Source organism: Nostoc sp. NMS4 (assembly GCF_017115095.1).
Taxonomy (GTDB): Bacteria; Cyanobacteriota; Cyanobacteriia; order Cyanobacteriales; family Nostocaceae; genus Nostoc.
Genome location: NZ_JABXKI010000140.1, coordinates 37,496 through 58,449, shown reverse-complemented (window position 1 = coordinate 58,449; position 20,954 = coordinate 37,496). Strand labels below are relative to the sequence as shown.

Genomic DNA, 20,954 nt, shown 5'->3' with positions numbered 1-20,954 from the left:
ATTGCAAAATAGTCATAAAGTCAGTTTAGAATATACAGTTCTGTCTAGATTTAAATTCATCCCAATCATTCTATATAAAAGACTTTGAGTCAAGAGAATAGACAGACTATTCTAACTGGAAGTGAAGAGACAAATGATTTAATTTCTGTCCTCAATATAGATATCTCACCAAAGATAAATCGACGATGATTTCTCAACTTTCAACAACAGAATAACGCAATTATCGGCTTTGACGCTCTCTAGATGAGGCAGTCCGGTCTTGGGGGTTTCCCCCAGGAGGAACTGCCGTGATGACTAATTGTAACCACGAATACTGTTTGTAAATTAATTGGGCAGCGCAAGTAAATTGGCCAGATGTATGATATTCTTGATTTATAGGGAATCTAAACCACTTCACGCACAAAGGATCTCCAAGCATTTGCGCTGTAGTGATGAAGCCAAATCCCATAAGTTAACCAATTGTTTGATGAACTGATGGTCTTGCTCCACAAGTCTCTGGAGGATTGTGGAAGTACTTGATCGGTAGCAGTTCTGAAGTTCGGGGGGACTTTGGTCTGCTTGCAGTTCATCAATCATTTTTGGGATAAACCTTTTATTATTTACTTATTACTTATTACTTATTACAGATAGTGTTTTCTTAAATCCTCAGAAATAATCGAAGCTTTGGCGAATGAAAAAATAGAATAAGCAATCGATAAATAATATTATTTGCTATTTAACCAATTGGGTAAAACAAACTTAATTGAACTTCCAGATTAATTAAATAACCTGGTGTTTAAAATGACTAAACCGAAAACAACCCGTAAATCTGTTCGCGATCGCATCCTAAATACAGCATCAGGCTTGTTTTATCGAGAGGGAATTCGCAATGTCGGTATTGACAGAATTGTTGCGGAATCTGGCGTTGCTAAAATGTCACTCTACAATCATTTCAAGTCAAAAGATGCATTGATTGAAGCGTGGCTGCGACAACAGGATGAACAATGGTGTGAATGGCTCAAAACCACCATTGAGCAACGAGCTTCTAACCCATCCCAACAACTATTGGCAATATTTGATGCCCTGCGGGAATGGTTTGAGGGACCAGATTTTCGAGGTTGTGCATTCATTAATGCTTCAGTGGAACTAGCCAATGCTGACCACCCTGGACATAGAGTGGCATTAGAGCATCAACAATCGATTTACCACTACATCAAAGGACTAGCTCAAGCCGCAGAAGTTTCATCACCGGAACAGTTAGCTAGGCAACTGCTTCTGTTGGTGCAAGGTGCGATCGTGGTTGCGATGATGGAAGGAAGTTGGTCAACTGCTTCACAGGCGAAAAAAGTCGCGGCAACGCTAATCCAGACTGCATCAAAATCCGGCGTTACTGAAACAGTGCTAAGTGCTGAGTAAAAAAGTCTATTATATGATTTAATGTAACAAATCACACTGCAACTAAGTTCGGAGCAGTCAGGGATGACAATTTATTACTTACAACATCCTGTTTTTGCTTCATGACCTGTAACTTTCACTGTGTTTCATTGGCATGGTAATACTTTAAATAGGGTATTAGATGTAGAAATTCTGTATAACTATGCCAAAAGCTATATCTTGCTATAATCTTGACAAGGACTGTTTGAGTGAAGTGCGAGGTCTTATGGTTAAGGCAGTTCAGCAAGACAGCGTTAGGACAGCAGAACAGCAAATTGAGGATAGAAGGCAAGAAATTGACTATGACACTAGAGAATTCACAATAGAGATCATAGTCAATAAATACTTAGAAGAGGATGATGACGATCTCAGCGAAATTTATGTACCTGAGTATCAAAGGGAGTTTGTGTGGGACATTACTCGTCAATCTAGATTAATTGAATCTATTATTCTCGGTTTGCCTATCCCTCTACTCTTCGTCGCTGAAATTAAAGAATCTGGAAGGCTAGAAATCGTTGATGGCTCACAGAGAGTTAGAACTCTTGCAGCTTTTATAACAAATCAGTTGCGATTAACTAACTTGAGAACATTAGACTCCTTGAATGGTTTTTGCTTTAAAGAGCTTGCACCATCACGCCAGAGAAAGTTTAAGAATACTCCTATCAGAATGATCGTTCTTTCAGACAAAGCTAATGAAAGAGTGAGAAATGATATGTTTGACCGAATCAATACTAGTAGCCTTGACCTAACTCCTATGGAAACTAGGAAAGGCGTATATAGAGGTGATTTTATTGATTTTGTTTTTGAATGTTCAAAGAATCAAACCTTTATTAATCTCTGTCCAATTTATAGATACTTCCAACACAGGAATGAAGAAGCTGAACTTGTTCTAAGGTTTTTTGCGTTTTCGGAAACTTATCCAGAGTTTCGCCTCTCTGAGGTAAAAAATCATCCTGATCTTGAGCGAAGAGGAGTGGCTAGATTTCTTGACGAATATGTTATTTGGAAGAACAGCAACTTTACAAATGAAGAAAAAAGCCAAAAACTGCGTAATTTTGAGCAAATGTTGGTTTTTGTGGAAAAGACATTCCCAAGTGGTTTTAAAAAATATCATGATTCGGATTCAACTCCGCGCCCTTACTTTGAGGCTATCTCAGTTGGTTCTTACCTAGCTCTACAACAAAAACCTGATTTAGTCATTAGAGGCTTGTGGCAAACTGGGGAGAAGAATACTCAGGCATATTCTTTCCGTATTCCCATTGGTCGCTATCAAACCCATAAGCCTGAAAATATGCGGCAGAGAATTGACTATGTTAAGGAGAACCTTCTTAGCCACAGTTTATGAAAGAGTTCATAAGGGACTTTGATAAGCGAGTAGCCGAGATTGACAAATATTTTGAGTTGGTAGACAAAATTGAACAGCTTGGGGCTTTTTCTACGAATTCAATAGTTTTCCCTTCAGGCGAATACACGGTTGATAGTGATCTTCAAAAAATCCTGAAATCTCATTGCTATTTACTCTTATACAACTTAATTTAATCTTCTATTAGGAATGGGATAACTGCAATTCATGATGCAATTATGATTGATCAGTTGACCTACAGAGATTTAAGTTCAAAAATGAAGAATATATGGGCATTAAATGATCTGAGTAAAAGTTTTAGAGATTCTTATATTAAGAAGGAAACTATAGCAAATAATCTTCAAGATACAATTAGATCGGTTCTGGACGATGAGATAGTTACATTAGATCCAACTAATATTCCAATATCCGGCAACCTAGACGCTAAAACTATCAAGGAACTTATAGGTATGTATGGTTTTTACGGAAATCTAGGAGTTCCTGCTAAAGAGATAGATGACATCCTTAACTTCGTAGTTAAAATACGATGCGATCTAGCTCATGGAAATGTTTCATTTTGTGATGCATCAAATGAAATTATTTGGAATAAGTCAATCAGTACTGCTGATGGGAATGAGAAAATCTTTAGATACTTGATTGACGACAAAGAAAATGTGGTTAAGTATTTAACTCATATGCTGCAAAATATTGATGACTATATTGACAATAAAAAGTATAAATTATAGAAGATTGGACGCTGTAGAAAATGTTGGGTAGCGAGAGGGCTAACTTCAAGGTTATGCTGCTTAGTTCTTGGTGAAGTTGGATGAGACTGAGTTTACTGCGCTACTGATCCATTAAAAGCTTTCGTCCTGACACATTCTAAGGTTATCTGCGGCAGTGAGTAACGCGATTTTTTCTAAACAAAATGTGCATCTTTAGGATTGAATGCTAGTTTAATTATTTCATGGGGATATACATTGCCTAATATATGATTACGAGGCACTCTGGCAATTAAAGTCTGTTCTCCCACCTTAACCCAAATACTACAAATACCAATACCATTTAAAACCCGTTCTACTAGTCCTTCAATAATTACCGAACACAGTTTGTGTACGGAAGAACTTGCATCGTAAAGATTGAAAGTATCGCCAGATAAACAACATGTAGTAATTGGTTTTGTGATTTCCCCAGGATATAAAAACTCTATCCCGTTTGCAAGTTTGATAAAATTTCCACGGCTACTCCGTTCTACATGGCACGGAATAATATTATCTATCCCTACCAGTCTGGCAAGCTGCTCGTTAGCTGGTCGGCGGATGATGGTTTCCAAGTTATCATCCTGGACAATACAACCGTCAAATAAAGCGATCGCGCGATCGGCAAAATGCAGTATATCTGTAAAATTATGACTGACTAATATAACTGCCGATCCCCTCGCTTGCGCCCATTGTCTAATTTTCTCAATCATCTGGGGACGTATTCCCACATCTAAAGAGGCAGAAGGCTCATCCAAAAGCAGCAATTCGGAATCAGCAACTAAACCACAGGCAATACAAACCCGTTTCGCTTCACCACCCGACAGAGAACGAGCTGACTGATTTGCCAGGTGTTCACAGCCAAAAGTTGTAAGTGCAGTATATACCCTTTGCTTAATCTTGTGTGTTGGTGTGCCGCGAAACTTTAATACCTTGGCAACATTATTAAAAACAGTGTCATCCAGTAGTAAGGTTTCCTGAAATACCAAAGCCGAACGACGACGCAACAATGTTTTATTGGTATTGCGGATATCCTCTCCAAATAATTGCATCTCACCACGATAAGGTTGCAAGAGATTGATTGTTCTTAACAAAGTGCTTTTACCAGCGCCATTGGGGCCAAGTACAGCAACCAGTTCTCCAGGACGGACTGTAAAATTTTCAATTGACAGGATATTTTTACGGGTTTTGCTATCAACGCTAACCTGTCGCATATTCAGGACATACTCGTTAATACTCATAGGATTTTCTTGTCATGCTGTAGGATAGTCAGCAACACAATCACGGTGTATGTGATGATCAGGAGAATGTATGCGATCGCGATCGCCACATCGTAATTTCCTTTCCCGACTTCCAAGACGATCGCTGTAGTCAGGACTCTAGTCTGTCCCTTGATATTGCCGCCCACCATCATGGATGCACCAACTTCCGAGATGACGCGACCAAAACCAGCCATAATTGCAGCCATTAACCCTAACCGTGCTTCCTTAATTAGCAACCAGTTGACTTGCCACTGTGTCGCCCCCATTGATAACAGTCGCCAGCGTAGTTTCGGATTAATACTGATAATTGCCGCAAAACTAAAGCCAGCTACAATTGGAAAAGCAATGATGGCTTCGGCTACGATCATTGCTGTGGGAGTGTACATCAAATCCAGATTTCCCAATGGGCCAGATCGCCACAAAAACAGACTGACGAATAAACCGACTACGACAGGTGGCAATCCCATACCGAAGTTAATTAAACTAGTTAGAGTCTGCTTACCGACAAAATCCGCTAATGCTAGCCACAGTCCGAATGGTAGTCCGAGTAAAACGCTAATAGCTGTAGCTGTCCCAGATACGAACAATGTCATCGTCATGACTTGGATAACGTCGCGATCGCCACTGGTTAATAGCTCAAAAGCTTTGAAAGCTCCTTCGATGATTGTATTCACAAATACAAATTTCTTAAAAAATTGGGAAAGAATACTCAAATATGCAGTAAAGCAACCCTTAATGATCTGATGCTCAAGTTTTTCTAAAAGCCGTAATCTTTCTCTGTTTTACCGGCATCAACATAAAATAGCGGTTGTTTGAACTCTTTTTTCCCGTGGGCTGCAATTATTGTCTGTCCTTCAGGAGATAAGACAAAATTAATAAACGCTTTAGCTCCTGCACTATTCACCCTGGGGAATTTCTGAGAATTTACTTCCATGACATGGTAAAGATTTAACAGCTTCTTATCTCCTTGCACCAGTATCTGCAAAGATGGGAGGTTTTTCTTCTGAAATATATAGGTTGCTCGATCTGTTAAGGTATATCCCAGTTTTTGATTAGCAATTTGTAAAGCTTCCCCCATTCCTAAACCTGTTTCCTTATACCAAGCACCAGCAGGTTTGATATTTGCCTCTTGCCAAAAATCTTTTTCTAGTTTGTTTGTACCTGAGTCATCAGCTCGTGATATAAACAATGCTTGGTTTTTGGCAATCAAGGAGAATGCTTCCACAGCACTCTTTTTACCTCGGATCTTTGCCTTGTCCGCATCTGGGCCGACAATCACAAAGTCATTGTGCATTACCAAGTGGCGATTAATCACCGCACCACCTGCCAAAACTTTGCGTTCGGCTTTAGGTGAATTGACGAATAGGGCATCAACTTCACCTTTTTCAGCCAGAGCCAAAGCCTGTCCGGTGCCGACTGAAACCTTTTTCAGCTTATATCCTGTTTTCTTTTCAATCGCCGGAACTAAATCATCTAGTAATCCACTGTCCTCAATGCTGGTTGTCATCGCCACGATCACATCTTTCTTCGCTGGGGACTGTCCAAGAGTTGGCTCTTGCTTGACTAGATTATTAGCAAAGCCGATGCAAAGAATCGCCAGGAAACTTACCAAACACCCATCGCGCACAGCCCGATGATTGATCATTGCACTCTCCTACCAATTTATATGCCAATATTTTTTACTATGGCAAGTAAACCTTACATTGGGAAGTATAAGCAAGATTGAGTAGGAAATCAACCATTTATGTTGTTTTCCAGACAATTGGTATGATGACAAGATGCTGACATAATTCGTGGATATGCTCTGCTGTTAGAAATTCTTCCTTCTTTTCGTAGCGGCTCCTGTTTTATCATTTAATGCTGGAGCGATCGCAGTTGATCAAAGACTGCGATCGCAACAGGTTCGTGTGTCCACGATGGATTTAAGAATAGCAACGGTCGGCATCCAGGCAGCCCTAGATATTAAAGGAGGCTATTCTCCTGGCATCAGTAAGCGGTAAAGGAAGTTTTTACTTACTTGGTTCTGTCTAGCCATTTCTAGAAGTAGTATATCTCCATTTTTGAGGAGGACAAAAAAGCATTGAGCAGCTACTAGAAACAAGAATTACCGTATTAATTGCCGGATCTCTGACTTCCAGTCCAGAAACACCAGCCGGTAGCCAGTCAGGATTTGCTGTTTTATAGACAATATATGCTGTAAAAAAACCGAGAAAAATGAAAGTCTCTGACAGCAAGAAGACAATGAAGCCGAACATCTTGCTGCCTTCTTCATCATGGGTATGCTCGTGTGAGGGATGATCTGATTCTTCTGAAATGATGGAACTGTCCATTGCTTGAAACTCCTATATATTTATCTCACGCAGAGGCACAGAGAAAGAAAAGAGAGTAAAGTAGTAGTTTGCGATCGCGTAATACCTCACCCCAAGCTCTCTGCGTCTCTGCGTGAGGTTAATTCTTTCATTCAGCTAATGCTCGGCTACCAATGGTTCAGATTTACCGTAGCCGTAGGGTTCACCTAGAACAACTGGAATTTTCTCAAAGTTCTCGACAGGAGGTGGTGAAGAAACTAGCCACTCCAGTCCAATTGCTCGCCAAGGATTCTTCGATGCTTGTTCGCCATGTATCCAAGAACCAATCATATTCAGAATAAAGGGTAAGGTAGACACACCTAGCAGAAATCCTCCGATACTGGCGATAATATTCCAAAATTCATACTCTGGGGCATAAGAAGAAACTCGACGCAACATTCCCTGTAATCCTAGTGGGTGCATTGGAAAGAAGTTGAGGTTAGTGCCAATGAACGCCAGCCAGAAGTGCAACTTGCCCAAGCCTTCGTAATACATACGTCCAGTCATCTTGGGGAACCAGAAGTAAATAGCAGCAAACATCCCCATCGTGACTGTACCATACAGAACATAGTGGAAGTGACCCACCACATAGTAAGTGTTGTTGACATGGACATCAATAGGAACAGAGGAAAGGGTGATGCCAGTGATACCTGCAAAGACAAACAATATTAATGCACCAAACGCAAACAACATTGGTGTATCAAATCGTAGCTTGCCACCCCAAATCGTTGCAGTCCAGGCAAACACCTTAATGCCAGTGGGGACAGAAACGAACATGGTTGTGAGCATGAAAAACAGCCGCATCCAGCCTGGAGTACCACTGACGTATAAATGGTGTACCCAGACTATACCGCTAACTCCAGCAATCAAAAGTGATGAAATAGCGACAATCTTATAGCCAAACAGAGGTTTGCGAGCAAAAACAGGGAATATCTCTGAAAAGACTCCAAAGACTGGCAGAATGATTACATAAACAGCAGGGTGTGAGTAGAACCAGAAAAAGTGCTGAAATAGAACTGGGTCGCCTCCCTTGGCGGGGTCAAAAAAGCTAGTTCCAACTGTTAAGTCGAGTAAAAGCATAACTGCACCTGCTGTTAAGACAGGTAGTCCAAACAGTTGGATAATCTGGGCGCTGAATACGTTCCAAACAAAGATGGGCATACGGAAGAATGTCATCCCAGGTGCGCGCATCTTGACAACCGTGGTGACAAAGTTAATCGCCCCCATGATTGAGGAAACACCTGATATTGCCACTGCTAGAAGCCAGATTACTTGACCATTGATTAAGTTTCCTGTAGGGTTTTGCAAGCTGACGGGAGGGTATGACCACCAACCTGCTTGGGCTGGACCGCCAGGTACAAAGAAACTGGCCATCAGTAGGATAGCAGCGATCGGTATCATCCAGAAAGCGACAGCATTGAGTCTGGGAAACGCCATATCTCGCGCCCCAATCATCAGAGGTACAAGATAGTTAGCAAAACCTGTGAGTATGGGGAATGTCCATCCAAATAGCATCACAGTGCCGTGCATGGTGAACATTGCATTATAAACACTACGGTCAACTAGGTCTGATTCTGGGGTAATCAATTCCCCACGAATGATCATTGCAAATATACCACCAACTAAAAAGAGAATGAAAGCGGTAACAATATACTGAATACCGATAACTTTGTGGTCTGTGCTAAAGCTAAAGTATTGCTTCCAGTCTGTTCTAGGTTCCTGTTGAGGTGCGTCACCTGTAATGTCTTCAACGGAAATATTTGTCATTTGTCCTTTGTCCTTTGTCATTTGTCATTTGTCCTTTGTCATTTGTCATTTGTCACTTGTCACTTGTCCAAAACTAATGACTAATGACCAATGACCAATGACTAATTGCTGTAATTAACTACAGGGGCTTGTGCGGGTGCTACCGTAACCCAGCCTTTGATTAATTCTTTTGATTCTTGGGCATATTCGGAAGCTGCTTGATTATTTGCAGTACATGGTTTACGATTTGCCGCTTGGTGCAGCCACTTCTTGTAATCTTCAGGGGACTCGACAACAACATTTGCCCGCATGGTTGCAAAGTAAGTACCACTAAATTCGGAATCGGTCAATTCATATTTGCCAATGCGGATGGGGGTGAATTCAAAGTCAATGTTGCGGTTGGGAATAATGTCTTGCTTGACTCGGAAAGCCGGAATATAAAAGCCGTGGAGAACATCCTCAGATTGCATTGCTAGACGGATGCGATGATTAACGGGTAAATGTAGTTCGGTGCTGGTAATTCCTGTTTTTGGATAGCGGAAAACCCAAGCCCACTGTTTGGCATTAACTTCAATGTCTTCAAATGGGATTACATTTGATGTAGCATCAGTTGATGCAGTTGAGGAAGTCGGGGAGGCGGAAACTATCCCTGCATCTCCGTTAATTGGTGCAGCAGATGCCGATTTCACCCCTATTGGAATATGCAGATGCATAGCTTCCATTGGGCCTTGAATCCCCATTTGCTCGTAGATTTGGTAGCTGTAAGTGGCAATCCAAAACACTAGCAATACAGGAATTGCAGTCCAGACAATTTCTAGTGTGATATTTCCTTCAATTGGAGGGCCATCGCTGGTATCATATTGCTCTGCTCGATGGAAAATCGCTGAGTAGATCAGTGTTCCCGTGACTCCAAGGAAGATAAATGCTCCCAGCGTGATTAAGAAACTAAACAACTTATCGACCAGCTGCGATTCTGCTGCGGCTTGAGGAGGCATCCAGGAATACGTCCACTGCCCTATCAAAAGACTAACAGCAGTTAAGAGTATTGCGATCGCACTCAAGATCAAAATATTTCGGATTTTCATAGCCATAAAAGTCATTGGTCATTGTTCATTAGTCATTAGTCATTAGTCATTAGTTATTTACAAGGGACAAATGACATAGACGCCTTAGCGGCTTCCCGCAGGGTAGGACAAATGACTAACATTGATTACTTCAGCAGTAAGTTCGGGTCTTTACCCAAGCGCAACAATATATCAGCAGTATTGTGAACTCCAAACTCAGCAGCTAAGTGCGCCCCTAGCGTACCGTGGATGAACATGATGAACATGATGAACAGTCCAGAAGCTAAATAAGTCCACTGCACCTGTTGACTGTTATCCTGTCGCCAAATATAACGCTGAAATCCTCTCCAAATCGCCATCCCAAGAATCAGCGCTAGAAGAAAAACACCACCCACTCCATGCCAAAGCATTGTTTCCATTGCTTCCAATCCCCAGGCACTCTTTACCCCAGTGAGTGGTTCTGCCAACATGATTTCGTAAAAACCTGCTGCTACTGTAAAAATTGTGATGAGTGCCGAACCTAGCATATTGTACCAGCCAGCATCAAAGAAGCTGGAACGATTGGCAGGAACTGCTAAAAACTTGAAGATTGGTTCTTGTAGGGGGAAGAACGCACCAATCAAATCAAAGGTAATGCCAAGGAAGAACAAACCTAGAGTAAGATGAACTAAATTTGGATGAATGGGTATACTGTAGGGCAACCCATTTGCTCCCATCTGAGTTTTTAATTGCTCAATAACTTCAGGGTTCATTACAGTAAGCCCTCCTTTATAGCTTCAACAACTGGTACAGTGTGTAATCCATATACCCAAACCAATTCATCTCCAAAATACACTTGTACGCCTACCAAAACCGTCAAAAGTAGACTTGCTGCTAGGTAATAAACTGATATCTTTTCTGGAGTGCGGCAATGAATCACGTAACGCCAAGCTGTAATGGCTGCCAGAATTCCTGCAAGTGACCAGCCAAGGAGCGTATGTAAATTAAGTACTCGTTCAGCTGCGTTATAAGGTTGTGCTAAACCTGCTTCAAATTGACCAAAAATAACGGCGACAAAGATGGAGATTGTAGCGAAAAACATATTCCACCAACTCACCTCGAAAAGACGGTAGTTGCTAGTAAAGTATCCAACTACATCACACAAGAAGGCAAACAACACCATCGCAATCACAAAATGGACAATGATGGGATGTATCGTATCAGGATACGGTAAATTATGGTTATTCAGAAGATTCTCAAGCATGGTATTCTACTGATATGTTAGTTAGTGTTTAGTGCTTAACAATCAATACTTCACAATTTTTTGATTTCTACAACAACTTAGATTGCACTTAAAATTCTTCTAAATAACAACAGCAATTCTGATGAGGAGAATTCTTTCACAGAGTAGCTTGATTCTGATAGGCAAAAGCTTGCTGGAATGAATATAGAATAGCAAGTTATCGAAAAAGGTTTAACTCGTTGGTAAATGCTGATGAACGAGTTACAGCAGATTGCGAGTTGGTGAGGTAGAAAGATACCCCACCCTAACCCTCCCCTTATGAAGGGGAGGGAACTAGATTTGCTGTTTCCCCCCAATACATCGGGGGGATTAAGGGGGGTAATTCGACTTTTGTATACACCGTAGCCTTTATAAGGGGGTAATTGACCGTAGCCCCAAGCAAGGGAAGGGTGTACTTCATTTACTTGCAAAGTGCTGTTTTACTTTCCATCTGTGAAGCCAAACAATGTATGAAATAGAAACACAAGGATATTAAATCTCCGCAATATCGCTTGGAATCTAATACACGTGGCTAAATAGACTTTGGACATTATTATGCCCTAAGCTCATAATGAGAATTGGTGGTTTTGGAGTGTAGTTTATTTTTTTTTGAAGAATTTTGTACTTTTGATTCTCCATATATAAAGAATATCATACATTTGTTAAAATTACTTGCGATCGCTAACTAATTTTCAAACAGTATTTCTGATTACAATTAATCATGAACCAGAGGATTATCAGCCAATAATTGCGTTTTTTCTTTTGTTTCAGTGTGAGGAGTTTTGACCTTTTCAAAAAAGTTAGATACCCAAGGTAAAGCCACAAGAATTCCCGCTAATACTACTAAAAATACTGCAATTCCAAAAATTTGGTCACGGGGAATTTCAAGAACACCGCGTAAAATTACTTCTCTTAAAGCAGAAACCATAGTAATCTCTACTGCTGCTGCCACGGATGTCCGTTGTTGTTGTATATGATCAATCAACAGGCGGAATAACTCTACCAAAATCAAAATGAACAGGATATCAGATGTTACTTGCCGTAAATCTAATGGACTCAAAAAGGAGAAGAACATATCTCCAAGTCGGATGAGCATCACACAGAATAAACCAAGGCAGAGAGAAATTATAATAAAGTCTTGGAAAAATTCCAGGTTACGTACAATTGTATTTCTTTGTAACCAGTCATTTAAGTTTAAAGTTAGCCCTTTGAGCATCGTATTTCCTAACAGTCTAGATTCATTTATTTCCATAACTGAAATAGTGCTGAGTATCTAGCATCGATTACCGAAAAAATGGGTTTAAAGCCCCGTGCTTCTAGCACGGCTTTAAAGTAATAAGTAATAAGTAATGAGTAATGAGTAAGAATATTAACTTATTACTTATTACTTATTACTTATTACTTATTACTCCAGAATCACCGTGGCTTCAGTCCGGTGAGGATGTCAATCAGCACTTTGAACTGTATTCAATCCCCATTTAGCTATGAGGTTCAACTCAGCCCTATTAAACTATTTAGCACCGTTGAGTTTCTGGGCGGTTTCGGCAGTTTTCATCTTTGATGCTGCGGTTGTTAAGTTATTCGCAGCTTTGACGATCTCTTCTAAGGTTTCGTTAACCAGATTCTCATCAAGAGAGGTTTCTGATAAGTAAGTTTCGATAAAAATCTCGACTCGACTAATAATTATTTTGCTTTGAGAGCGTAGTCTGTTGAGGTCTTTGGTAGATAGATTATTCATTGTTTGAAGTTCCTTTGGTTTCGCGGGTTAATTCTACATTTTTGGTCAGCAATTCTCAGTCAAAGAGCGATTCTTACAGGTCAGCCCTTTTTTGAAAGATAAAGCTTGCTGGAATACCAATTAAATTGTTCGCCTGTTGACTACTTAAATGCCTTCAGATTCCCCAAATTCGTACAAAGGTTTCAAGCAGGAGAATTGCTATATCTGACAAGTTAGCGAGTCTATTTTAGGACTTACGCACTGAAAACTAAGGGGGAGCATCTCAATGAGTGTAGAAAGCTCTTTAAACCTCACCCCAACCCTCTCCAAAGTATCGGAGAGGGAGCATAAATCTTGTTTCCCCCCAAACCATCGGGGGGACTAAGGGGGGTCGATTTAGGGTGTGTTTGCAAAACTGAGATGCTCCGAACTAAGGTTTGAGATTGCTTTGCGATCGCAATACTCGCAATGACATAATTTTGTCACGGTGCGTAAGTTCTATCTATATCTATTCCTGAGACTTACGCACCGAAATCATTTTTTGAGACTGAGTGTAGGGTTTTGAGTCTTGAAACGTCAAAAGCTTTGGTGCATACATCAAAAGTTCTCCTCTAGTCGCCTCTGCACGTAGCTTTACTTAAGTATGATCGATGCTTAGAGTTCTCTGTCTCTTCTGGCTGTTGACTACTTTTATAGCAACTTGAAGCCGAAGTTATTCAGAGTCTCACGCAAATCCTTACACCCTTTTAAATAGTCTAAAGTGGCTATTCGCTCGGCTGAATGTTGCGACCAATCACCAGGGACATTCATTTTTTGTTCAGTGTAGAACTCTTTCATGATATCGTTGTAGTGAGCGATCGCATCATCTTGCTCTGCCAATTTATAGGTTTCCCGATGGAATACAGCCGGCTGAGGTAAGCGCGGCTTAACAACAGGTTGCGCTTCAGGATTGGGATAACCCACACACAACCCAAACACAGGGAACACAAAAGGCGGCAAATTCAATAATGTGGCTACCTCTTGAGTGCTTTTGCGGATTGCGCCGATATATACCGTTCCTAAACCAACAGATTCAGCAGCGACAATCGCATTTTGCGCTGCGACTGAAGCATCGACTATGGCTTTAACCAACAGTTCTACGTAATCCAGAGCTACGGGAGTTAGTCCGCGACTGTCAGCAACATGAGCCAGACGACCTAAATCTGCTAACCAAACGAAGAATACGGGAGCCTGGTTAATCCATACTTGGTTATTAGCCAACCTGCATAATTCTGCTTTGCGTTCTTGATCTTCAACTGCTACCACACTCCAGGTTTGCATATTAGCTGAACTAGGAGCAGATTGAGCAGCTGCAACTAGCCATTCTAGGGTTCCTGGTGGTAAAGGATCGGATAGATAAGACCGGACTGAACGGTGGGCTATTAGCGTTTCTAGAGAGGCGTTCCAGTCAATTTCGTAATTGAAGGGAACTTCACCGTAGCGCGATCGCAGTAGTTCTGTAGGATTAGTCATAGTCAGCTTTTGAACCTGAACGCTTTTTTACGATTAATCAGGAAAAGGAAGAACTAGAAAATCAGGAGGCTGATTTTCTGACAAAATTAGAGAGAAAATACTTAATTGCTATGCAGCTAGCTGGGTTTCTCCGAAATCTGAAATTAGATCGTTCCGAAAAAAAGCAACTCGTAAGGCTAGCCGATACTCAGATGCAGGGCAAGTAAGGGGAGTTACCGTATGCCAAGAATTGTCAGAACGTGCGATCGCAACTGAGGAATCGCTCAGGGGTAGAATATCTTGGAAGACAGATTCCGGCTGGGAGTCTTTGAGAATTCGCAAACAGCCTCCCCAGTCTACAGACCATTGTTGATTGAAAAATAGCAGATGAGTTAAAACTTTGTTCGGCTCGTCTGTATGAGGGTGATGCAACTGTCCTAATTGATATCGGCGAAATCCAATATCCATTACACAGTCTTTTAGTTCCAACCCAGACATTTCGGCTAAAGCTTTGCGGTAAGAATCTGTCCACAGTCCTTCTATCAACTGTCGCCAGACTTTACTCAGGTGTCTCAAGTCATAAGTAAGTCTGCCTTGTGCCATCCGTTCTCGCCAGCGATTATCGCTAGATTTGAGCATCAAGGAAATATCCTCGCTAGTGGCAAGCATCTTTCCCCAAGAATATCCATATCCCTCTCCCTCCGACAGGCGAAACTCTTCGTGGGGAAAACTCGCAGTTAGTTCTAAGCTTGCTTCTGGTGAAAGCAGGTTTTTGATCAAAGCCCAATTGTATGGGACTTTTTGCATTGCTGTGGCACGAATAGACTCAAAATTAAGCATGGTAGAAAAAAATGCTTTACTAAAATTAACCAATCATGATTACCCTGGACATCAAATGGCATTGAAGCATCAACAATCGATTTACCTCTGCACCAAAAAGCTTTGCTCAAGCCACAGAAGATTATTGTAGAGACGGCGATTTATCGCGTCTCTTGCCTTAACCAAACCGTATTGAGAGTCATTCCCATCAATTTCGTAATTGAAAGGAATTTCACGCGATCGCAATAATTTTGTAGGATTTGTCATAGTCAACTTTTGAACTTGAACGCTTTTTTACAATTTCAGAGGGATTACCAACCTCATTGCAAATTTGTTTAGGTGCAAGACAACTCGCTTTACAGATAGCGGTTCTTCAGCACTACTCAAAATAAATCCAGATCAACCTCCCCAGGATCAAACTGCTTCCCCTGTTGTTTGAGTAATTGTCCTTGGAGACTACGCAATAGTGAGCGCAAAACATCAGTCTTAGTGCGTTGGAACTGCTTGCAGTACTGCTCTAGAAGTTGCCGTTCTTCGGGAGACAATTGAAAAGTGATCCATCCTTGCTCTTTTCTCGGCATCCTTATTACCAACATAATTGGTAATATTCTAGCAGTTGGTACAATAATTGGGATAATCAGAGACGGAATTGTGATGCTTTCTTAACCAAGTTCACTTTTGATTTGTGGTCAAACTGACTGAAAGCTTACAAGCTGATGTACTTAGGTTTTAACAGGTAAAAGCACAATGCAACTTAATGTTTTGGTAGATGTGTGCGTTTACCTTTGGGGAACAAAACTCAGGAGTTCTTCAACAGTGAGACTGCGCTTAACTTTTACTGACTCATGCTTTACAGCATCCAGCACTGATTGAATTTCTGGCTGACTGAGTGTGATTCCGTGTTCTTGCAACACACTGAATATCAGATGCCGACCGGAATGTTTGCCTACTACTAAGCGACGTTCCCAACCAACATCTTCCGGTGCAAACGGTTCGTAAGTACCAGGATTTTGCAACACACCATGAGCATGAATGCCCGACTCGTGTGCAAAAGTATTTTCACCCACGATCGCTTTCCAGGGAGGAACTGGCCAATTGGCAGCTTTCGCAACTAACCGTGATAGTTCCAGCAACCGTTTTGTATTAATACCCGTTGGAATGCCGTAGAGGTGTTTCAGTGCCATCACCATTTCTTCCAGCGCCGCATTACCTGCGCGTTCGCCAATCCCATTTACCGTAGTGTTGACCGATCGCGCTCCTGCTTCAATACCAGCTAGGGAGTTGGCCATTGCCAGTCCAAAATCATTATGCGTGTGCATTTCTATGGGAATGAATAGATGATGCACAAGGGAGCGAACTTTGCTGTAAGTGTTTAGAGGGTCAAGTATTCCTACAGTGTCACAAAAGCGAAACCGGAAAGCTCCCAACTCTTGAGCATAATACGCCACATCCAATAGAAAAGATGGATCGGCTCTAGAAGAATCTTCTCCGCCAACAGATACAGATAAACCGCGATCGCAGGCAAAATTAATTGCATCCCGCAGAAGATCCAGCATTACCTGCTGCTTACCCCCAAACTTGGCGGCAATCTGAATTTCCGATACAGGAACGGAAATATGCACCCGTTCCAAACCACAATCTATAGATGCCTGGATATCGGACAATTTAGCACGGTTCCAGCCAAGTAATTGGGCATTTAATCCCAGATTAGCGATCGCTCGGATCGACTCTGCTTCTTCTTGCCCCATTGCTGGAACGCCAATTTCCAGTTCTGGAACACCAATAGCATCCAGAAAAGTAGCGATCGCAATTTTTTCTTCAACGTTAAAAGCTACACCCGCCGCTTGTTCACCATCTCGCAAGGTTGTATCGTTAATCTGAACGGGATGTTTGTTCATAGTGAAGTGATGATTCATACCAGCCAACTTGTTGGGTAATTTTGATTTACTTGAGTAATTCGTAATTGAAAGACAGAGCAGCTAACTTGAGTTGTGGAAAGTAAAAGACATATTCCTTAGCCGTCGGTTAATAATTACGAATTATGAAATATTTGCTACAACTTCCCCAATATTGCTAGTGTCATAGCCGCCGAGAATCTCTAATTGCGATCGCACTAGCTGATGTCCCAAGATACTAAGAAACTGCTTTACTGGTTCTTCTTCCAAGTATGATTTAATAATCACCAAGTCATATCGCGCCCGATGAAGTGGGACAAATCCCAATCCAAAGGCAGCAGCTATAGATGCCGTACTGATACCTGCATCAGCGATTCCTGAGACTACAGATAAGGCAACATCTTGATGGCTGTGAACGATACGATCAGATCCTTTAACTTTGTGCAATGGCACTCCATCTTCTTGGAGTTTCCGTTCTAAAAGCATCCGACTACCAGAACCTACTTCATGGGTAACAATAGTTGCTCCAAATTCTACTAAGTCGGAAACTGTTTTAACTCCCATCGGGTTTCCTGGTGGGACTAACAAACCTTCTTCCCAAACTCCAAGGGTAATCAAAATTGCACTCTTACCTGTTAAGGCTTTCCGCACAAAGGGGATGTTATGTTCCCCAGTGTCAGCATCGTATAAGTGCATCCCTGCAATATGAATTTCACCTCGGCACAGACTACGCAATGCAGCCTTGCTGTGGGCGAAACGATAATGAATTCGCAGTTGCGGATGCCAACGTTCAGTTGCTCTTGCCAAGAGGGAAAGCACAGGTGTACAACCAGCAATCACAACTGTATTGTGCAGTTTGTCTATATCATCCAGAAGCCGAACCTGGACTTTATTTGTACCATTCTGGCTCTGTGCTTCACCCTCCGAATGACGTTCGTTACTAGCTACCTCTGACGCTGATGGTAATTTGCTAATGCTGGGAAACTCTTTCACCCTTACGGATTCCCCAGTCTCTACAATGGGGTGACTCACCGCAACTGTTTCACCATCAGCTGGAATCATTTCGATCCGAAAAGCATCATTCCCAACGAGGGGATAAGCTATCCATTGATCCCCAACCCGCGCTAGACTAACTCGTGATTGCTGTTGCTTAGGAGCTGATCCCGCAAGAATTGCCTCAACTTCTGGTAAATCTTCCTCAAACCAGAATAAGTCCTCGACTTGGCAACCAAGTGCCTTAGCTAAACGTAGTGACATAGCAACAGAGGGAGCATATTGTCCCAATTCCACACCACCAATACTCTGACGAGTTACGCCAGCTATATTAGCTAATTCTTGTTGACTCATGCCTAAGCGAGTTCTTATTGACTTCAGGTTATTGCAAAGATTCACATCCAGTTTCATGAGGCTGTATCTCTCCGTTAGAAAAAGCCGCAGCAGATAAACTTAAATTTGTTGAGTCAATAGTAAGGTTTTCTAGTGTCGCCGTTTTTGTTGTCAGACATGTTGATGTTTTGACAATTTTGCTTATTTGCTGCAAGCATAACATACATCTTGCTAGAATACTTGCACTTTGGATACTATTTTAGTGATTTAGCGTAGCTTGCCGCCGTAGGCATCGCCTTGGTTAGCAGATATTAGGACTTACGCAATAACTCTCTAAAACCCTCTTTCCTTTGTGTCCTTTGTGTCCTACCCTGCGGGAAGCGGCTCCGCGTCTATGCGGTTCGTTTATTCATTTACGTAAAATCAAAAGGCGATGCCTACATCACCAACAGAAAACTTAGTCCAAGTGCGGTAAATCCTGATCTAGATGCCAATTACCTTTTTTAGTTGGTACTGCCACCCACTGGAGTTCCAACCATAAGATCGGGTTCTTTTCCTTCAACCTTGAGGCGCGATCGCGGATAATGCGTGTGGCATTTATGCAAACAGCCTCACATATCCCCAAATCTTGGGCAACGCCTCTAAAAACGTCTTTGTAGGCATTAATTGAGGCAAACAACATATTAGGATAATAAACAACAAAATGTTGTATAAGTTTTGGAGGACAACCCCAGTAAGAGTTTACGAGTTCGACATGGCAGTACTGGAGCAACTCACCTACTTTGGCACAGCGTCCCTTGACTACGGTAGTAAATTTTTGGACTAAAACCTCTTCGGTCAACATAATGAGTTCTGCTCCTTCAATGAGGTAGATGAATTTGGGCGTGGTTCAAAACGCCGATTTCTCAAATGGTCGCAAGAAGTTTACGCAGTTTTTTCTGCTTTTTCGAGTCAGAGATCGCCAATTGCTCCAGACACTTTGTATGAGGGATAACCCCTACTGCATCGTCCTAGCCAAACAACCCAAACTTTACCAGCAGTTCCTCTAAGCGATCGCTAGACATAAATTTCGGAGTGACAAAATCTGTATTTTGGTCAATTGCCGTTGCCAAATTGCGATAGTGCTGCGCCTGTTCACACTCAGGAGCATACTCAATCACCGTCTTGCGGTGAAACTCTGCTCGCTGCACCATATTGTCTCTGGGTATGGAGTAGATCATTTGAGTCCCCAGTTTATCTGCCAGAGATTTGATCAAATCATCTTCCTGATCGACTTTGCGAGAATTACAAATCAATCCTCCCAGACGTATACCGCCTATAGGAGCATACTTTTGAATGCTTCGGCAGATGTTATTAGCGGTGTACATCGCCATCATTTCCCCAGAAGTGACAATGTAAATTTCTTGAGCTTTGCGTTCACGAATGGGCATGACAAATCCACCGCATACCACGTCACCCAAACCATCATAAAATGTATAATCAAGTCTAACTGCATCATCATAAGCACCAAGTTGTTCCAGCAACCCAATTGATGTCAGAATGCCTCTACCTGCACATCCCACACCAGGTTCCGGCCCACCCGATTCCACACACAGCGTCTTCCCCCATCCCTCCTGGCGGAAGTCTTCTAAATTCACATCATCATCTTCTTCTTTACGCAACGTATCAAGTACAATCTTTTGGTGGAATCCCCCTAAAAGGAGCCGAGTGGAGTCTGCTTTCGAGTCACACCCTACAACCATTACCTTACGACTCATATCAGTCAGTCCAGCCACTACATTTTGAGTCGTTGTGGACTTGCCAACTCCCCCTCTTCCATAAATAGCAATCTTCCGCATAAAAACCTCAGTAATGGCGCAGACTTGTTGATTCGGCTCCAAGATTATGGTGTAATCAAGCAGAGTATTGAATCAAATTGGAGTTGTAGTTTTTGAAAGTATTTACTACCCAGTTTGTGGCTGCATTAATGCTGTTAGATAGTGGAGATTAGCTGTCTATTCAGCACTATAAATCTTGCAGTTATCTGCTAAAAGTTAAATAGCTTTTTACAGATATGGCAGTAAATATTAGTGGGATGCGAGATACAACAAGGGTGCTAAAAATTAGTTCCAATCCTGTCACCAAAAATTCAAAAAACTTCCAAATATACGGCAGGTGCATGAGAAATTTTTACTTCATCACAGCAAGACAAGCATTATTTTGGCTGCAAAGAAGATACATAAAAAAATCAGTCCAGCCTAAGCTATGGCAATGGCTTCGCCAAACGAAAAACCGATTTTTAGGCGATTTTGCTCCACTTCGATTAACGTTATGCCGTCACCAATAACTGATGAGGCTGGTCTGATACTCACTTCAAAGGAATCTAAGGAGTTTTTGTTCTGGTATTAGATTCCCTATAAATCAAGAATATCATACATCTGGCCAATTTACTTGCGCTGAGAAATTAATTTACAAACAGTATTCGTGGTTACAATTACTCATCAGCTAGAAAGCTTAAAAGCAAAAAATTGTG

Annotated in this window: 19 protein-coding genes and 3 pseudogenes; 3 read left to right on the top strand and 19 right to left on the bottom strand. The window is 41.6% G+C overall.

What is annotated here, in order from left to right; genetic code table 11:
* Window positions 1–220 precede the first annotated feature (220 nt).
* Entirely contained in the window at window positions 221–448 is a 228-nt protein-coding gene (locus tag HWQ37_RS11640) for a hypothetical protein (protein ID WP_292747219.1), read from the bottom strand.
* 332 nt (window positions 449–780) lie between these two features.
* Here HWQ37_RS11640 and HWQ37_RS11635 point away from each other — a divergent pair, with 332 nt between their 5' ends.
* The 3 genes and pseudogenes from HWQ37_RS11635 (at window position 781) to HWQ37_RS11625 (ending at window position 3,501) form a co-directional block, all read left to right on the top strand.
* A complete protein-coding gene (locus HWQ37_RS11635; protein ID WP_292747216.1) occupies window positions 781–1,395 on the top strand; it encodes a TetR/AcrR family transcriptional regulator in 615 nt (204 codons plus the stop codon).
* A 244-nt stretch (window positions 1,396–1,639) separates the two neighbouring features.
* Window positions 1,640–2,758: a DUF262 domain-containing protein gene (locus tag HWQ37_RS11630; RefSeq protein ID WP_292747213.1), complete on the top strand. Its 1,119-nt coding sequence runs from the start codon at window positions 1,640–1,642 to the stop codon at window positions 2,756–2,758.
* Window positions 2,755–3,501, top strand: a pseudogene (locus HWQ37_RS11625) (MAE_28990/MAE_18760 family HEPN-like nuclease). Before HWQ37_RS11630 ends, HWQ37_RS11625 begins: the two are co-directional and overlap by 4 nt.
* A gap of 173 nt (window positions 3,502–3,674) precedes the next feature.
* Here the strand turns inward: HWQ37_RS11625 and HWQ37_RS11620 are convergent.
* From HWQ37_RS11620 to nifH, 18 genes and pseudogenes are all read right to left on the bottom strand, one after another.
* Window positions 3,675–4,754 (bottom strand): energy-coupling factor ABC transporter ATP-binding protein, encoded by a 1,080-nt coding sequence (locus HWQ37_RS11620; protein ID WP_292747210.1) that lies wholly within the window; start codon window positions 4,752–4,754, stop codon window positions 3,675–3,677.
* Window positions 4,751–5,449 (bottom strand): ABC transporter permease, encoded by a 699-nt coding sequence (locus tag HWQ37_RS11615; RefSeq protein ID WP_292747208.1) that lies wholly within the window; start codon window positions 5,447–5,449, stop codon window positions 4,751–4,753. Before HWQ37_RS11615 ends, HWQ37_RS11620 begins: the two co-directional genes overlap by 4 nt.
* Before the next feature lie 83 nt (window positions 5,450–5,532).
* On the bottom strand, window positions 5,533–6,420 hold the full coding sequence (locus HWQ37_RS11610; RefSeq protein ID WP_292747205.1) for an ABC transporter substrate-binding protein: 888 nt from the start codon (window positions 6,418–6,420) through the stop codon (window positions 5,533–5,535).
* A gap of 427 nt (window positions 6,421–6,847) precedes the next feature.
* Window positions 6,848–7,105: pseudogene (locus tag HWQ37_RS11605) on the bottom strand (cytochrome c oxidase subunit 3); the annotation flags it as partial.
* Between the two features lie 135 nt (window positions 7,106–7,240).
* Window positions 7,241–8,890, bottom strand: coding sequence for a cytochrome c oxidase subunit I (gene ctaD, locus HWQ37_RS11600; RefSeq protein ID WP_292747234.1), 1,650 nt, complete (start codon window positions 8,888–8,890; stop codon window positions 7,241–7,243).
* Window positions 8,891–8,991: 101 nt separating this feature from the next.
* A complete protein-coding gene (locus tag HWQ37_RS11595; RefSeq protein ID WP_292747231.1) occupies window positions 8,992–9,954 on the bottom strand; it encodes a cytochrome c oxidase subunit II in 963 nt (320 codons plus the stop codon).
* 125 nt (window positions 9,955–10,079) lie between these two features.
* Complete coding sequence (locus tag HWQ37_RS11590) at window positions 10,080–10,685, bottom strand: DUF2231 domain-containing protein (RefSeq protein ID WP_292747199.1); 606 nt, start codon at window positions 10,683–10,685, stop codon at window positions 10,080–10,082.
* Entirely contained in the window at window positions 10,685–11,176 is a 492-nt protein-coding gene (locus HWQ37_RS11585) for a DUF2231 domain-containing protein (RefSeq protein WP_292747196.1), read from the bottom strand. Before HWQ37_RS11585 ends, HWQ37_RS11590 begins: the two co-directional genes overlap by 1 nt.
* A gap of 733 nt (window positions 11,177–11,909) precedes the next feature.
* Window positions 11,910–12,410 carry a phosphate-starvation-inducible PsiE family protein gene (locus tag HWQ37_RS11580; protein WP_292747228.1) on the bottom strand — a complete coding sequence of 167 codons (501 nt, stop codon included), beginning with the start codon at window positions 12,408–12,410 and terminating at the stop codon, window positions 11,910–11,912.
* Between the two features lie 294 nt (window positions 12,411–12,704).
* A complete protein-coding gene (locus HWQ37_RS11575; RefSeq protein WP_292747193.1) occupies window positions 12,705–12,932 on the bottom strand; it encodes a hypothetical protein in 228 nt (75 codons plus the stop codon).
* A gap of 669 nt (window positions 12,933–13,601) precedes the next feature.
* A complete protein-coding gene (locus HWQ37_RS11570; protein WP_292747188.1) occupies window positions 13,602–14,423 on the bottom strand; it encodes an NADPH-dependent oxidoreductase in 822 nt (273 codons plus the stop codon).
* Window positions 14,424–14,531: 108 nt separating this feature from the next.
* Entirely contained in the window at window positions 14,532–15,242 is a 711-nt protein-coding gene (locus HWQ37_RS11565; RefSeq protein WP_292747185.1) for a 2OG-Fe(II) oxygenase, read from the bottom strand.
* A gap of 81 nt (window positions 15,243–15,323) precedes the next feature.
* Window positions 15,324–15,488 (bottom strand): hypothetical protein, encoded by a 165-nt coding sequence (locus HWQ37_RS11560; protein WP_292747183.1) that lies wholly within the window; start codon window positions 15,486–15,488, stop codon window positions 15,324–15,326.
* Between the two features lie 185 nt (window positions 15,489–15,673).
* Window positions 15,674–15,802, bottom strand: a pseudogene (locus tag HWQ37_RS11555) (CopG family transcriptional regulator); the annotation flags it as partial.
* A gap of 198 nt (window positions 15,803–16,000) precedes the next feature.
* Entirely contained in the window at window positions 16,001–17,119 is a 1,119-nt protein-coding gene (nifV, locus tag HWQ37_RS11550; protein WP_292747180.1) for a homocitrate synthase, read from the bottom strand.
* Window positions 17,120–17,260: 141 nt separating this feature from the next.
* Entirely contained in the window at window positions 17,261–18,463 is a 1,203-nt protein-coding gene (locus HWQ37_RS11545; RefSeq protein WP_465249689.1) for a substrate-binding domain-containing protein, read from the bottom strand.
* A 436-nt stretch (window positions 18,464–18,899) separates the two neighbouring features.
* On the bottom strand, window positions 18,900–19,286 hold the full coding sequence (locus HWQ37_RS11540) for a hypothetical protein (RefSeq protein WP_292747174.1): 387 nt from the start codon (window positions 19,284–19,286) through the stop codon (window positions 18,900–18,902).
* A 166-nt stretch (window positions 19,287–19,452) separates the two neighbouring features.
* Window positions 19,453–20,280: a nitrogenase iron protein gene (gene nifH / locus HWQ37_RS11535; RefSeq protein WP_292747171.1), complete on the bottom strand. Its 828-nt coding sequence runs from the start codon at window positions 20,278–20,280 to the stop codon at window positions 19,453–19,455.
* Window positions 20,281–20,954 lie beyond the last annotated feature (674 nt).